The organism is Streptomyces sp. AHU1, assembly GCF_045343905.1.
In the GTDB taxonomy this organism is placed as follows: Bacteria; Actinomycetota; Actinomycetes; order Streptomycetales; family Streptomycetaceae; genus Streptomyces; species Streptomyces triticiradicis.
The window spans coordinates 3,424,465-3,440,009 of the sequence record NZ_CP174283.1 but is presented as its reverse complement, the minus strand read 5'-3'; the positions used below and the strand labels follow the sequence as shown (position 1 = coordinate 3,440,009).

General features: G+C 71.7%; 11 protein-coding genes. 6 read left to right on the top strand and 5 right to left on the bottom strand.

What is annotated here, in order from left to right; genetic code table 11:
- Positions 1-200: 200 nt before the first annotated feature.
- Positions 201-2,456 (top strand): ATP-dependent RecD-like DNA helicase, encoded by a 2,256-nt coding sequence (locus tag ACICHK_RS15500; protein ID WP_406837367.1) that lies wholly within the window; start codon positions 201-203, stop codon positions 2,454-2,456.
- A gap of 286 nt (positions 2,457-2,742) precedes the next feature.
- Positions 2,743-4,032, top strand: coding sequence for a citrate synthase (locus ACICHK_RS15495; protein WP_151474362.1), 1,290 nt, complete (start codon positions 2,743-2,745; stop codon positions 4,030-4,032).
- 577 nt (positions 4,033-4,609) lie between these two features.
- On the opposite strand, the gene ACICHK_RS15490 is transcribed toward ACICHK_RS15495, so the two are convergent.
- The 3 genes from ACICHK_RS15490 to ACICHK_RS15480 all read right to left on the bottom strand — a co-directional run bounded on the left by ACICHK_RS15490 (position 4,610) and on the right by ACICHK_RS15480 (position 8,257).
- The gene (locus ACICHK_RS15490; RefSeq protein ID WP_406837366.1) at positions 4,610-6,853 is read right to left on the bottom strand and encodes a heavy metal translocating P-type ATPase; all 2,244 of its coding nucleotides are present in this window, start codon (positions 6,851-6,853) and stop codon (positions 4,610-4,612) included.
- A gap of 92 nt (positions 6,854-6,945) precedes the next feature.
- The gene (locus tag ACICHK_RS15485; protein WP_151474364.1) at positions 6,946-7,185 is read right to left on the bottom strand and encodes a heavy-metal-associated domain-containing protein; all 240 of its coding nucleotides are present in this window, start codon (positions 7,183-7,185) and stop codon (positions 6,946-6,948) included.
- 397 nt (positions 7,186-7,582) lie between these two features.
- Complete coding sequence (locus ACICHK_RS15480) at positions 7,583-8,257, bottom strand: TetR/AcrR family transcriptional regulator (protein WP_406837365.1); 675 nt, start codon at positions 8,255-8,257, stop codon at positions 7,583-7,585.
- A gap of 166 nt (positions 8,258-8,423) precedes the next feature.
- Between ACICHK_RS15480 and ACICHK_RS15475 the strand changes: the two genes are divergently transcribed.
- Positions 8,424-10,811, top strand: a complete 2,388-nt coding sequence (locus ACICHK_RS15475) for an MMPL family transporter (protein ID WP_406837364.1) — start codon at positions 8,424-8,426, stop codon at positions 10,809-10,811.
- Positions 10,812-10,853: 42 nt separating this feature from the next.
- Positions 10,854-11,897, top strand: a complete 1,044-nt coding sequence (locus tag ACICHK_RS15470) for a zinc-dependent alcohol dehydrogenase family protein (RefSeq protein ID WP_406837363.1) — start codon at positions 10,854-10,856, stop codon at positions 11,895-11,897.
- Positions 11,898-11,959: 62 nt separating this feature from the next.
- Here ACICHK_RS15470 and ACICHK_RS15465 read toward each other — a convergent pair whose 3' ends face one another.
- Both ACICHK_RS15465 and ACICHK_RS15460 read right to left on the bottom strand, forming a co-directional pair.
- A complete protein-coding gene (locus tag ACICHK_RS15465) occupies positions 11,960-12,160 on the bottom strand; it encodes an AlpA family transcriptional regulator (RefSeq protein ID WP_151474367.1) in 201 nt (66 codons plus the stop codon).
- 305 nt (positions 12,161-12,465) lie between these two features.
- Complete coding sequence (locus ACICHK_RS15460; protein WP_406837362.1) at positions 12,466-13,443, bottom strand: sugar phosphate isomerase/epimerase family protein; 978 nt, start codon at positions 13,441-13,443, stop codon at positions 12,466-12,468.
- A gap of 130 nt (positions 13,444-13,573) precedes the next feature.
- Between ACICHK_RS15460 and iolC the strand changes: the two genes are divergently transcribed.
- On the top strand, positions 13,574-14,539 hold the full coding sequence (gene iolC, locus ACICHK_RS15455; protein WP_406837361.1) for a 5-dehydro-2-deoxygluconokinase: 966 nt from the start codon (positions 13,574-13,576) through the stop codon (positions 14,537-14,539).
- Positions 14,540-14,643: 104 nt separating this feature from the next.
- Positions 14,644-15,540 carry a deoxyribose-phosphate aldolase gene (locus ACICHK_RS15450; protein WP_406841231.1) on the top strand — a complete coding sequence of 299 codons (897 nt, stop codon included), beginning with the start codon at positions 14,644-14,646 and terminating at the stop codon, positions 15,538-15,540.
- Positions 15,541-15,545: the final 5 nt, after the last annotated feature.

The following is a 15,545-nucleotide window of genomic DNA, read 5'->3' as shown; positions in this document are numbered from 1 at the left end:
GCATCAGGACCTTTGGAGGGGGATCCGGGGGGATCGCGGGGGTTCTGATACGGGAGGGGAAACCGAGGGGCCCGGTCGACGGACCGGGCCCCTCGAAACGTTCGCGGGCCCGGGAGGGCGCGAGATCCCTCGCGGGTCCCGGAGGGACGAGTCGTCCACAGCGCCGGAGCGCTGTCGGTGGCGGGCGGTACGGTCGGATCATGACCGATCAGGCGGGGGCCGCCCAGACGGGCGAACGACGACTGGCCACGCTGGAAGGCGTGCTCGAACGCATCACGTACGCCAACGAGGAGAACGGATACACGGTCGCCCGGGTCGACACCGGCCGGGGCGCCGGCGATCTGCTCACCGTCGTCGGCGCCCTTCTCGGTGCCCAGGTCGGCGAGTCGCTGCGCATGGAGGGCCGCTGGGGCTCCCACCCGCAGTACGGCAAGCAGTTCACCGTGGAGAACTACACGACGGTGCTCCCGGCCACCGTCCAGGGCATCCGCCGTTACCTCGGCTCCGGCCTGGTCAAGGGCATCGGACCGGTCTTCGCCGACCGCATCACCGAGCACTTCGGCCTGGACACCCTGCGGATCATCGAGGAGGAGCCGAAGCGGCTCATCGAGGTCCCGGGACTCGGCCCCAAGCGCACGAAGAGGATCGCCGACGCCTGGGAGGAGCAGAAGGCGATCAAGGAGGTCATGCTCTTCCTGCAGACGGTGGAGGTCTCGACGTCCATCGCCGTACGCATCTACAAGAAGTACGGCGACGCCTCGATCTCGGTCGTGAAGAACCAGCCCTACCGCCTGGCGGCCGACGTGTGGGGCATCGGCTTCCTCACCGCCGACAAGATCGCCCAGTCCGTCGGCATCCCGCACGACAGCCCGGAGCGCGTCAAGGCCGGCCTCCAGTACGCCCTGTCGCAGTCCGCCGACCAGGGCCACTGCTACCTCCCCGAGGAGCGGCTGATCGCGGACGCGGTGAAGCTGCTCCAGGTCGACACCGGCCTGGTCATCGAGTGCCTCGCCGAACTGGCGGCCCCTCCGGAGGAGGGCGAGGACCCCGGTGTCGTACGGGAGAAGGTGCCGGGCCCGGACGGCGGCGACCCGGTGACGGCCGTCTATCTCGTCCCCTTCCACCGTGCCGAGCTCTCGCTCTCCGCGCAGTTGCTGCGCCTGCTGCGCGGTGAGGGGGACCGGATGCCCGGCTTCCGTGACGTGGCCTGGGACAGGGCGCTGGCCTGGCTGAGGGGGCGGACGGGCGCGGAGCTGGCCCCCGAGCAGGAGGCGGCGGTCCGGCTCGCGCTCACCGAGAAGGTCGCCGTGCTGACCGGGGGGCCGGGCTGCGGCAAGTCGTTCACGGTCCGCTCGATCGTGGAGCTGGCCCGCGCCAAGGGGGCCAAGGTCGTCCTCGCGGCGCCCACCGGCCGCGCCGCCAAGCGTCTGGCGGAGCTGACCGGGGCCGAGGCCTCCACCGTGCACCGGCTCCTGGAGCTCAAACCGGGCGGCGACGCGGCCTACGACAAGGACCGCCCGCTGGACGCCGATCTGGTCGTCGTGGACGAGGCCTCCATGCTCGACCTCCTGCTCGCCAACAAACTGGTCAAGGCGGTGCCCCCGGGCGCGCACCTGCTCTTCGTCGGCGACGTCGACCAGCTTCCGAGCGTCGGCGCGGGCGAGGTGCTGCGCGATCTGCTCGCCGAGCGGGGCCCGATCCCCGCGGTGCGCCTGACCAAGGTCTTCCGCCAGGCCCAGCAGTCCGGGGTGGTGACCAACGCGCACCGGATCAACTCCGGGCAGCACCCCCTCACCGACGGCATGAAGGACTTCTTCCTCTTCGTCGAGGACGACACCGAGGAGGCCGGGCGGCTCACCGTGGACGTGGCGGCCCGGCGGATCCCGGCCAGGTTCGGTCTCGACCCCCGCCGGGACGTCCAGGTCCTCGCCCCCATGCACCGGGGCCCGGCCGGCGCCGGCCATCTGAACGGGCTGCTCCAGCAGGCCATCACCCCCGGCCGCCCGGACGTCGCCGAGAAGCGGTTCGGCGGCCGTGTCTTCAGGGTCGGCGACAAGGTCACCCAGATCCGCAACAACTACGACAAGGGCGAGAACGGCGTCTTCAACGGCACCGTGGGCGTCGTCACCTCCCTCGACACGGTCGAACAGCGGCTCATGGTGCGCACCGACGAGGACGAGGAGGTGCCCTACGAGTTCGACGAGCTCGACGAGCTGGCCCACGCCTACGCGGTGACCATCCACCGTTCCCAGGGCAGCGAGTACCCGGCGGTGGTGATCCCGGTGACCACGGGCGCCTGGATGATGCTCCAGCGCAATCTGCTCTACACGGCGGTCACCCGGGCCAAGAAGCTGGTCGTCCTCGTCGGTTCGCGCAAGGCGATAGGGCAGGCGGTGCGCACGGTGTCCGCGGGTCGCCGGTGCACGGCCCTGGACTTCCGGCTCTCCCGCTCGTGAACCACCGCCTCCCGCCGAGGCGGACCGGCCCTCTCCGAGTGCCGAACGGGGCCTTTCGGGTACATACGCGGCCCGTCGCAAAAAAATGATCGATCAAACGAGTCATGTGGGTCACAGAGCTCTTCCGGTTGCGGGGCGGACGCGGCAGGATGAGCAGATTGGCGGCACTCAGTGCCGCCGATGAGCCCGATGGCCGACCCCGAGTGCACTCTCCAGGGCCAAATGGGGGATGGTAGAGACAGTCAGGGCACCTCGAAGAAGAGGCACAACGTCGGTGAGGGATGACGTGAGCGACAACTCTGTAGTACTGCGGTTCGGCGATGGCGAGTACACCTACCCGGTGATCGACAGCACCGTCGGCGACAAGGGCTTCGACATCGGAAAGCTCCGCGCCCAGACCGGTCTGGTGACGCTGGACAGCGGGTACGGCAACACCGCCGCGTATAAATCCGCGATCACCTATCTCGACGGTGAGCAGGGCATCCTCCGCTACCGCGGCTACCCGATCGAGCAGCTGGCCGAGCGGTCCACCTTCCTGGAGGTGGCCTACCTGCTGATCAACGGTGAGCTCCCGAACGTCGACGAGCTCTCCTCCTTCAAGAACGAGATCACGCAGCACACCCTGCTGCACGAGGACGTCAAGAACTTCTACCGGGGCTTCCCGCGCGACGCCCACCCGATGGCGATGCTCTCGTCGGTCGTCTCGGCGCTGTCGACCTTCTACCAGGACAGCCACAACCCGTTCGACGAGAAGCAGCGCAACCTCTCCACCATCCGGCTGCTCGCCAAGCTTCCGACGATCGCGGCCTACGCGTACAAGAAGTCGGTCGGCCACCCCTTCGTCTACCCGCGCAACGACCTCAGCTACGTCGAGAACTTCCTGCGCATGACCTTCTCGGTCCCCGCGCAGGACTACGAGCTCGACCCGGTGGTCGTCTCCGCGCTCGACAAGCTGCTGATCCTGCACGCCGACCACGAGCAGAACTGTTCGACCTCCACCGTGCGTCTGGTCGGCTCCTCGCAGGCGAACATGTTCGCCTCGATCTCCGCCGGCATCTCCGCGCTGTGGGGCCCGCTGCACGGTGGCGCCAACCAGTCCGTCCTGGAGATGCTCGAGGGCATCCAAGCCAACGGCGGCGACGTCGACTCCTTCATCCGCAAGGTGAAGAACAAGGAGGACGGCGTCCGCCTGATGGGCTTCGGCCACCGGGTGTACAAGTCCTTCGACCCGCGCGCGAAGATCATCAAGGCTGCCGCGCACGACGTCCTGTCCGCTCTGGGCAAGTCCGACGAGCTGCTGGACATCGCCCTGAAGCTGGAGGAGCACGCGCTCTCCGACGAGTACTTCGTCGCGCGCAACCTCTACCCGAACGTCGACTTCTACACCGGCCTGATCTACCGCGCCATGGGCTTCCCGACCGAGATGTTCACGGTCCTGTTCGCCCTCGGCCGGCTGCCGGGCTGGATCGCCCAGTGGCACGAGATGATCAAGGAGCCCGGCTCCCGCATCGGCCGCCCGCGCCAGATCTACACGGGTGTCGTCGAGCGCGACTTCGTGCCGGTCGAGGCCCGCTGAGGCACGCACGCGACCACCGGGCTCCGCACACGGGCCCGGTGAACACGTAGAGCGCGAAAAACGGAAAGCGCCCTGCTACTGGTCCCCCCACGGGCCGGTAGTCAGGGCGCTTTCCTTGTCCCGGTACGGATTCCCCCCACGGGATCCGGCCGGGCGTCTGTGGACAGCGCCTGAATCGCTGTGTGCCGGCACGGGGCCGGCGGTGTGCCGGGCGAGCGGAGCTCGCCGTACTGCGGTGGTGCGGTGCGATCTGCCGGGACGCGTACGGATCGGGAGGGCCGCTCAAAGCTCCCCGCTGTACGTGCCCCGGCGACGCAATTTCCGGGAACGTCCCCCAAGACATCCCCAGATGCCAGTCGCGCCCCCCAAGACGCTTCTGACATCGCCAACTTAGACTGACGAACCCCTTCGGTGGTTACATTCACATCACTGTGATCTGAGTCTCTTGCATATGTCCTGAAGATAGGCAAGAGCCCCGATATGCGAATCGAGGACCAAGCGTAAGGAAGATGCGCGAGCCTTGTGAAGAGCTTATGTGAGGCTCTCGTTGGACTCTAGGGGGACTCATGCCCTGTCGTCACGCGAATGCTCTCAGTCGAAGGCTGTTCGTGACCACGAAGACCGACGAGAAGGCCATCGCGGCTCCCGCGATCATGGGGTTGAGCAGGCCGGTGGCGGCCAGCGGAAGCGCCGCCACGTTGTAGCCGAAGGCCCAGACGAGGTTTCCCTTGATCGTCGACAACGTGGCGCGTGCCAGCCGGATCGCGTCCGCGGCCACCCGCAGGTCCCCGCGCACGAGCGTCAGGTCGCTCGCCTCGATCGCCGCGTCCGTCCCGGTGCCCATCGCGAGGCCCAGGTCGGCGGTGGCGAGCGCCGCCGCGTCGTTCACCCCGTCGCCGACCATCGCGACGGTCCGCCCCTCGTTCCGCAGCCGCTCGACCACGGCGACCTTGTCCTCGGGCAGCACCTCGGCGATCACGTCGGCCGGGCCGATGCCGACCTCCCGGGCCACGGCCTCGGCGACCGCCCGGTTGTCCCCGGTCAGCAGCATTGGCGTGAGTCCGAGGGCCCGCAGTTCGCGCACGGCCCCGGCGCTGGTCTCCTTGACCGTGTCGGCGACGGCCAGCACGCCCGCCGCCGTGCCGTCCAGGTGGACCACGACGGCCGTACGGCCCGCCGCCTCGGCCGCGTTCTTCGCGTCCGCAAGCGTTGCCGGGAGCGCGCCCGGGAACCGGCCGACGGCGACGTCACGGCCGTCCACCCGCCCGCGCACGCCCCGCCCCGGCACGTTCTCGAAGTGCTCGGGGGCGGGAAGGCCGCCGACGCGCTCCTGGGCGCCTGTCGCGATCGCTCGGGCAACCGGGTGCTCGGAGGCGTGTTCAAGGGCTCCGGCGAGCCGCAGGACGTCTTCCTCGGCCCGTCCCGGGGCGACGTACACCTCGTGCAGGCTCATGCGGCCCGTCGTCACCGTGCCGGTCTTGTCCAGGAGGACGGTGTCGACGCGGCGCGTGGACTCCAGGACCTCGGGTCCCTTGATCAGGATGCCGAGCTGGGCGCCGCGGCCCGTGCCGACCATCAGGGCGGTCGGGGTGGCCAGTCCGAGCGCGCAGGGGCAGGCGATGATCAGCACCGCGACGGCGGCGGTGAAGGCCGCGACCGTGTCCCCGGTGACCGCGATCCACACCGCGAAGGTGCCGAGCGCGAGGAGCAGGACGACGGGCACGAAGACCCCGGAGATCCTGTCGGCGAGCCGCTGCACCTCGGCCTTGCCGTTCTGCGCGTCCTCGACGAGCCGGGCCATCCGCGCGAGCTGGGTGTCCGCGCCGATCCGGGTGGCCTCGACGACGAGCCGGCCCCCGGCGTTCACGGTCGCACCGGTGACGGGGTCCCCGACGCCCACGTCCACCGGCACCGACTCGCCGGTCAGCATGGACGCGTCCACGGCCGAGGTGCCCTCGACCACGGTCCCGTCCGTGGCGATCTTCTCGCCGGGCCGGACGACGAAGCGGTCGCCGACCGCCAGCCGGGCCACCGGCAGGCGGACCTCACGGCCGTCCCGCAGCACGCAGACGTCCTTGGCGCCGAGTTCCAGCAGCGCCCGCAGCGCCGCTCCGGCGCGCCGCTTGGAGCGGGCCTCCAGGTAGCGGCCGAGCAGGATGAACGCGACGACGCCCGCGGCGACCTCCAGGTAGAGCGTGGAGGCCCCGTCGGTGCGGGAGACGGTGAACTCGAAGCCGTGCCGCATGCCCGGCATCCCCGCGTCGCCGAAGAACAGCGCCCACAGGGACCAGCCGAACGCGGCGAGGGTGCCGACCGAGACCAGGGTGTCCATGGTGGCCGCGCCGTGCCGCGCGTTCGTCAGGGCGGCCCGGTGGAAGGGCAGCCCGCCCCACACCACGACGGGTGCGGCGAGCGTCAGCGAGAGCCACTGCCAGTTGTCGAACTGGAGGGCGGGGATCATCGACATGAGGACGACGGGCAGGGCGAGCACCGCGGAGACGGTCAGCCGCTCGCGCAGGGAGGCCGTCTCGGGGTCGTCCTCGACGGGAGGCGCCTCCTCCTCGGCCGGTGCGGGCGGCGGGGGCTCCTCGGCGGTGTAGCCCGTCCTCACCACGGTGGCGATCAGGTCGGCGACCCGTACCCCCTCGGGGTAGGAGACCTTGGCCTTCTCCGTCGCGAAGTTGACGGTGGCGGTGACGCCGTCCATGCGGTTGAGCTTCTTCTCGACGCGGGCCGCGCAGGAGGCGCAGGTCATCCCGCCGATCGAGAGCTCGACTTCCGAGGTCGTGCCTATCGGCGTCTCGGGTGCTGCGGTGGTCATGGTGCGGCTCCAGGAGGAGGCCGGGCCGCGCGGAGCCGGTATCAGCCGGTCGGCACGGCCCGGTGCGGAGTGAGGAGAGCTGCTGGACTCGCTCAGGCCAGGCCGACGAGCTCGAAGCCCGCCTCGTCGACGGCGGCGCGGACGGCGCTCTCGTCGAGCGCGGCGGCGGAGACGACGGTGACCTCGCCGGTCGAGGCGACGGCCTTCACCGAGCTCACGCCGGAGATCGTGGAGATCTCGTCGCTGACGGAGCCTTCACAGTGTCCGCAGCTCATGCCGCTCACCTGGTAGACGGTGGTGACGGAACCCGGGGTGCCGGTCTGGGCGGTCATGGCGTTGCTCCTCGTCGAGGCGTTCTGGGACGTACGTGCGCCGAAGGGATCCCTGGGAACCCAGGGTTCCCCCCGATGCTCACCACGTTATACCCCTAGGGGGTATTTCTCCAAGCGGGGTCCCGGCGTGCCGACGGGCGCGCCCGGAGGTGGGGGAGGCGGGGTGGGGGCGCCGGGGCGGCGGGACCGAGGGGGCCGTCGGGCGGGATCGGGGGTGGTGGAGTGGCGGCTGCGTGGTGTCGCCCGTGGTGTGCGGGACGGCCGCGGCGAGGGCCGCCGCGGCCGGGGGCGTGGGCTCGGACGGGGGATCCGCGTTCCGGCGCGCCGGGGCGCCCATGGGTGTGCGGCGCGGGAGGCGGGAGGGCGGACGGGCCGGTGCCGCCCCGTCCGGCGCGGCTCAGCGGCCGGCGGGGGACCCGCTGTCGAGCAGGGGCTCCAGGTAGCGGTGCATGACCGTCTTCAGCTCCGCGATGTAGGCGTCCCGCTCGGCGCCCTCGTGGGACATGACCAGGGTGAGGCCGGCCTTGAACAGGTGGACCGCCATGTTCGCGGTGCGGGTGCGCACGTCGGACGGCAGGTCCGGCAGGCGGGCCCCGATCATCTCCTCGACGCGGGCGAGCATGGTGCCGTGCAGGGTGCCGATCTCGTCGACGATCACTCCCGGGGTGTCGGCGCCGTGCATCAGGACGGCGAAGGCCGGGTTCTCGACGTTGAACGCGATCAGCGGGTCGAGGACGGCGTCGAGCATCCGGTCCAGCGGGAGGCCGGCGTTCTCGCGGGCGAGCGCCTGTCCGTGCGACCGCGCCCAGTGGTCGAGGAGCTGGTCGCTGAGGCCGACCGCGATGGCCTCCTTGTTCGGGAAGAACTGGTAGAGCGTGCCGGGGGACACGCCCGCCTCGCGGGCGATGGCGTTGGTGCTCGCCGCGGTGTAGCCGGTCCGGCAGAACACCGAGGCCGCCGCTTCCAGGAGCTGGGCGACGCGGCGCTCACCGCGGGCCTGGCGGCGGCGCGGCTTCTCCTCGGCCTGCTGCTGTCGCTCCGACGGCTCCTCGGTCTGCTGCTTCTCGGGCACGGGGCATCCCCAGCTTCTCCGGACGCGATTGACAAATGCGAGCGACCACTCGCATTCTTGAAAAACGCGAGCGACGACTCGTGTTTGCCAGTCTATTGGCAATGGGCGATCCATGATGCCTGCACGGATGCGGGTCATCGGGTCACGGTGAAGGGGACACCGCATCATGTCCGAAGTCGACGGCGCGGACGACGGGCCCGGCGAGGGCGGGAACCAGGGCGGGGGCAGGGGTACGGACTCGGGTCCGGCCCCGGACGGAGGCACGGGCGGAGGTACGGGCGAGGAGGCGCGCCTCGGCGGCTGGACCCGGTTCGTGACCGCGCGGCCACGGCTCTCCCTGCTCGTCGCCCTCCTGCTGACCGCGCTCGCCGTGGTCGTCGGCAGCGGGGTCGCGGACCGGCTGGGCAGCGGCGGCTGGGAGGACCCGACCGCGCAGTCCACGTACGCGACCAGGGCGCTGGAACGGGAGTTCCCCGCCTCGCAGCCCAATCTGCTGCTCCTCCTCGACGCGGGCCGGTCCTCGGTCGACGACCCCGCGGTCGCCGCGGAGGCCAAGCGGATCGCGGCGCGTCTGGCCGCCGAGCACGGTGTCACCGGCGTCGGTTCGTACTGGCAGTCCGGTTCACCCGCGCTGAGGGCGGGCGACGGTCACGAAGCGCTGATAGCGGCCCGGCTCACCGGCGACGAGACGGCCGCGGCCGGCACCCTGGACCGCCTCGCGCCCTCTTACCGGGGGAAGAGCGGTCCCGTCGAGGTCCGGGTCGGCGGACCGGTCGCCGTGCGGCACGAGATGCAGACGACCATCAAGGAGGACCTCACCCGGGCCGAGATGATCGCCCTTCCGGTCACCCTCCTGCTGCTGGTCATGGTCTTCGGGAGCGCCGTCGCGGCCCTGCTCCCGCTCGGGGTCGGGATCATCGCGATCCTCGGCACCAACGCCGTGCTGCGCGCGCTCACCGAGGTCACGGACGTCTCGGTCTTCGCGCTGAACCTGACGACGGCCCTCGGACTCGGTCTCGCCATCGACTACGCCCTGTTCATCGTCCGCAGGTTCCGCGAGGAACTGGCCGGCGGCGCCCCGCCGCGGGCCGCGATCGGCGTCACCCTGCGCACCGCGGGCCGCACCGTTCTCTTCTCCGCCCTCACGGTCGCCGTGTCGCTGGCCGCGATGCTGGTCTTCCCGCAGTACTTCCTGCGCTCCTTCGCCTACGCGGGCATCGCCGTCGTGCTGCTCGCCGCGGCCGCCGCGCTGATCCTGCTCCCGGCCGCGCTGATGCTCCTCGGCGACCGGGTCAACTCCCTCGATCTGCGGCGCCTGTTCCGGCGCGGAAGGCCGGACCTCGCAGGCGGCGGGGCCGTCTGGGGCCGCATGGCCTCCCTCGTCATGCGCAGGGCACCGCTCTTCGCGGTGGCCACCACGGCCGGCCTCGTCGTCCTCGGACTGCCCTTCCTGGGCGTGAAGTTCGGCACGGCCGACGACCGGCAGCTGCCCTCGGGCGCGGAGTCGCACATCGTCCAGCAGCACATCCGCGACGGCTTCCCGGGCAGTCCCGGCGGCGCCCTGGAGGTCCTGGCCGAGGGGTCCGCCACCGAGACCGAGTACGCCCGGTACAAGGAGCGGATCGCGGCCCTGCCCGAGGTGCTGCGCGTGGACGGGCCCCTGGTGAAGGGCGACGCCGCGTACTTCTCGGTGCTGCCGAAGGGCGAGGCCGTGGACGAGGGGGCCCAGCGGCTGGTGGGCGAACTCCGCGCGACGGACGCCCCGTTCGACACCTCCGTGACCGGTACGGCGGCCGTCCTGGTCGACTCCAAGCACGCGATAGCCGACCGGCTCCCGTGGGCGGGCGTCTTCATCGCGGTCGTCACCCTGTTCCTGGTGTTCCTGCTGACGGGCAGCGTGCTGATCCCGCTCCAGGCGGTGCTGCTCAACGCGCTCAGCCTGACCGCGATGTTCGGCGCGGTGGTCTGGGTCTTCCAGGACGGCCACCTCTCCGGCCTCCTCGACTTCACCAGCTCCGGCTCGATCGAGACGACCCTCCCGGTCCTGATGTTCTGCGTCGCCTTCGGCCTCTCCATGGACTACGGCGTCTTCCTCCTCTCCCGCATCAAGGAGGAGTACGACCACACCGGCGACCACCGGGAGGCGGTCCGCTTCGGGCTCCAGCGCACCGGGGGACTGATCACCGCGGCCGCGGTCATCCTCGCGGTGGTGATGGTCGCGATCGGCACCTCCAGGGTGGCCAACACCAAGATGCTCGGACTGGGCGTCGCGCTCGCCGTCCTGATGGACGCGATGGTCGTCCGCAGTCTGCTGGTCCCGGCGGTCATGCGACTGACGGGCCGGGCCACCTGGTGGGCGCCCGGACCCCTGCGGCGCTTCCACGACCGGTTCGGTCTCAGCGAGGGGGAGGCCCCGAAGCCGGCCCCGGACGCCGGACCGGTCCCGGACGAGACGCCCGAGGCGGTGCCGGACGAGACGCCCGGGGCGGTGTCGGAACCGGCGCCGGAGACGGCGGTCGTGCCCGGGAGGGACAGGGCCGAGGCGCGCGGATAGCGTTTCCGCGGAAGCTGATCTCCGAGCGGAGGGCGGGAGCCGATGCGGGCAGTGGTGTTCGAGCGGTACGGGGAGCCGGCCGAGGTGCGGGAGGTGGTGGACCCGGCGCCCGCGGAGCACGGGGTGGTGGTGCGGGTCGAGGCCACGGGACTGTGCCGGAGCGACTGGCACGGCTGGATGGGCCACGACCCGGACATCACGCTGCCGCACGTGCCGGGCCATGAACTGGCCGGAGTGATCGAGGCGGTGGGCGCCCGGGTGACCGGCCACCGTCCCGGCGACCGGGTCACCGTCCCGTTCGTCTGCGCCTGCGGAAGCTGTCCCGCCTGTGCGGCGGGCGACCAGCAGGTGTGCGAACGGCAGACCCAGCCGGGGTTCACGCACTGGGGCTCCTTCGCCCAGTACGTGGCGCTCGACCACGCCGAGGTGAACCTGGTCCCGGTGCCGCCGGAGCTGTCCTTCGCCACGGCGGCCTCGCTGGGCTGCCGGTTCGCCACCGCGTTCCGCGCGGTGGTCACCCAGGGGAGGGGGGCTCCGGGCGAGTGGGTCGCGGTGCACGGCTGCGGCGGCGTCGGCCTCTCGGCGGTGATGATCGCGGCGGCCTCCGGCGCCCGGGTCGTGGCCGTCGACGTGTCACCCGCGGCGCTCGATCTGGCACGGAGGTTCGGAGCGGCGGAGTGCGTGGACGCCTCCGCCGTGGCGGACCCGGCACAGGCGGTCCGTGAACTGACCGGCGGCGGCGCGCACCTGTCGCTGGACGCCCTCGGATCGCCCGGCACCTGCGCGGCCTCGGTGGACGGCCTGCGCCGTCGCGGCCGGCACGTCCAGGTCGGGCTGCTGCCCTCACCGGACGGGACCACCCCGGTCCCGATGGCCCGGGTGATCGCCCTCGAACTCGAACTCCTCGGCAGCCACGGAATGGCGGCCCACGCCTATCCGCCCCTGCTGGAACTGGTCCGCGCCGGAGTGCTCCGCCCCGACCTCCTGGTGACCTCCACCATCGCGCTGGACGCCGCGCCGCCCGCCCTGGCCGCCATGGGATCGGCTCCGGGGCAGGGGGTGACGGTCATCGAGCCGTGGGCGTGAGGGGGCCGGGCCGGATCCGGCCGGGGGCGCGCCACCCCGGGGACGCCCCCGGCCGGATGCGGTCAACTGCCCTTGCGGCCCCGGTTCCCCGGGCGGGAAGCGACCCAGGCACGGACGGTGTCGGCGTGCCAGTAGGGCTTCCCGGCCTCGACGTGATCGGGCGGTGGCAGCAGCCCGTGCTTGCGGTAGGACCGGACGGTGTCCGGCTGCACCTTGATGTGCGCGGCGATCTCCTTGTACGACCAGAGTCCGCGGTCGGTCATGAGTGGCACCTCCCCGCGCGCGCCGCGGCGGCGGCCTGGGACGGCCGTCGGGGGAGCCGGGCGCTGCGCTGGTGATCACAAAGCCTGTGCCCGGTGAACGACGCGGCGTGAGCGCTGGGTCGTGGCTGTCGACCGGGTGTGACGCAAGACTCGCGTATACGCGACATGCGTGACACGGGTGTGTTTTTTGTGACACGAGTGATGCATTCGGTGACAACGGGGCGCGGATGCCCGGACTTTCGGCGGCCGCCCGGTGAGTGCGGAAGCCGGACGTCCGGGGCGCGTGCGTCCGGCCCCGCAGGACCTCAGGCCCCGCAGGACCTCAGGAACGCCCGGGTGCGCCGGGCGATCGGCAGCGGCTTGTCCGGCGGGCACGGGTACATGTCCTGCTCGACGATCGCGAAGAGCTCGACGCCGAGGTCCTGCGCGGCGGCGAGGACGGGTTCCAGCGCCGGTACGCCGGAAGGCGGTTCGCACATCACGCCGCGTGCGACGGCGGGCCCGAACGGCAGCTCCTCCGCCCGCACTCCGGCCAGCACCCGCGGGTCCACCTGCTTGAGGTGGAGGTAGCCGATGCGTTCGCCGTACGTCTCGATGAGCTTGACGCTGTCGCCGCCGCAGTAGGCGTAGTGGCCCGTGTCCAGACAGAGCGACACCAGCGAGGAGTCGGTCGCGTCGAGGAAGCGGGTGACGTTCTCCTCGCTGTCGATGTGCGTGTCGGCGTGCGGATGGACGACGACCCTCAGCCCGTAGCGCTCGCGCACCTCGTGGGCGAGCCGCTCGGTCTGGGTGGCCAGATCGCGCCACTGGGCCGGCGTCAGCACGCTGTCCTCCAGCACCGCCCCGGTCTTGTCGTCCCGCCAGAAGGCCGGGATGACCACGAGATGACCGGCGCCCATCGCCTGGGCGAGCGCCGCGATCTCCGAGACGTGCGCCCAGGTGGACTCCCACACGTCGGGGCCCCGGTGCAGCCCGGTGAAGACCGTGCCCGCCGAGACGCCGAGCCCGCGCCGCCCGGTCTCCTCGCGGAGGACGTCCGGATCGGTGGGCAGATAGCCGTGAGGGCCGAGCTCGATCCACTCGTAGCCGGACTCGGAGACCTCGTCGAGGAAGCGCCGCCAGGGGACCTGCAAGGGGTCGTCGGGGAACCAGACGCCCCAGGAGTCGGGAGCCGAACCGATCCGGATGCGCGAGAGTGAGGACGGAGGTGACGACCGCGGTGACGACTTCGGCGAGGGCCCGGGGGATGGCTGCGGCGATGACTGAGGCGGCAACGACGTCATGGGCGCCAGCTTCCGGCGGCTCCGGAAAGGTGTCAAGCCCTGGTCCGAATGTCTGGACAAAACGTTGACAGGCTCCCTCCGCGGGACTAGACCTGGGGGCAGCCGCAGTGACCGCGCGGAAGGGAACTCGATGGCGTACGAGCTGATCACCATGGGGCGGATCGGCGTGGACCTCTACCCGTTGCAGACGGGGGTCCCGCTGTCCCGGGTGACCTCCTTCGGCAAGTTCCTCGGCGGCTCGGCGGCCAATGTCGCGGTGGCTGCCGCGCGGCTCGGACGGCGTACCGCCGTCGTCACCCGAACGGGTGCGGATCCCTTCGGAACCTATCTGCACGAGGCGTTGCGCGACTTCGGCGTCGACGACCGCTGGGTCACCGCGGTACCGGGACTGCCGACCCCGGTCACCTTCTGCGAGGTCTTCCCGCCGGACGACTTCCCGCTGTACTTCTACCGGCAGCCCAAGGCCCCCGACCTGGAGATCCACGCCCACGAACTCGACCTCGACGCCGTGCGCGACACCCGCGTCCTGTGGGTGACCGGCACGGGACTGAGCGCGGAACCCAGCCGCACGGCCACGCTCACCGCCCTGGCCCACCGGGCCCGCTCCGGCACGACGGTCTTCGACCTCGACTGGCGGCCCATGTTTTGGAAGAACACAGCCTGGCACGATCCCGCCTCCGCCCGCCCCTTCTACCGGGAGGCCCTGCGCCACGCCACCGTCGCCGTCGGCAACGTCGACGAGGTCGAGGTCGCCACGGGGGAGCGCGATCCGCACGCCGCTGCCGCCGCCCTCCTCAAGGCCGGCGCCGAACTCGCCGTGGTGAAACAGGGACCCAAGGGCGTCCTCGCCGTCCACCGCGACGGGACCACCGCCGAGGTCCCGCCCCTGCCGGTCGAGGTCCTCAACGGCCTCGGCGCGGGCGACGCGTTCGGCGGTTCCCTCTGCCACGGACTGCTCGCCGGCTGGGACCTGGAGAAGACCATGCGCCACGCGAACGCGGCGGGCGCCATCGTCGCCTCCCGTCTGGAGTGCTCCTCCGCGATGCCCGTCCCGCACGAGATCGAACAGGCCCTCGCCGCCGGAGCGGTGCGGTGAGGGCGGGCCACGTCGGAGGAGCCCGTCAGGAGAAGGGCGGCGACGCGCCCCCGCCCGCCGGGCCGCTCACCACCGCCCCGGTCACCCCCACCGCCTACGACCGCCTGCGCCCCGCCTCCCCCCGCGTCGACGTCTCCGCCCTCGTCCGGACCCGCGCCCGTCACCCCGAGGCGGTCGCGGAGGCCGCCGCCCGCCGGGCGCGGCGGCCGCTGCTCGACGGCTCCGGGCGGCTGATGATCGTCGCCGCGGACCACCCGGCGCGCGGCATGCTGGCCGTCGGCGACCGGAAGCTGGCCATGGCGGGACGCGCCGATCTGCTGGAGCGGCTGTGTCTCGCGCTCTCCCGCCCCGGGGTCGACGGCGTGCTCGCCACCGCCGACATACTCGACGACCTGCTGCTGCTCGGCGTGCTCGACGGCAAGGTGGTCATCGGGTCCATGAACCGGGGCGGACTCGCGGGCTCCGTCTTCGAGATGGACGACCGGTTCACCGGCCACCGCCCGAGGGACATCGAACGGCTCGGCTTCGACGCCGGCAAGCTGCTGCTGCGCATCGACTACGACGACCCCGGATCGCTGCGCACCCTGGAGTCCGCCGCCCGCGTGGTGGACGACATGGCCGAACGGCGACTCCCGGTCTTCGTCGAACCGTTCCTCTGCCGTCGCCGCGACGACGGCACCCTGCGCAACGATCTGAGCGCCGAGGCCGTCACCAAGTCCATCGCCATCGCCGGCGGCCTGGGCGGCAGTTCGGCGTACACCTGGCTGAAGGTCCCCGTCACCGAGAACCCCGACGACATGGCCCGGGTCATGGAGACCTCCACGCTGCCCGCCGTCCTGCTCGGCGGCGATGTCGGCGAGGACCAGGAGGGTGCGTACGAGAAGTGGCGCGGGGCGCTCCAACTCCCCACCGTGCAGGGCCTGGTGGTGGGCCGTTCGCTGCTGTACCCCGCGGACGGCGATGTCGCCGCGGCCGTGGACACCGCCGTAGGACTTCTGTGAGGGCC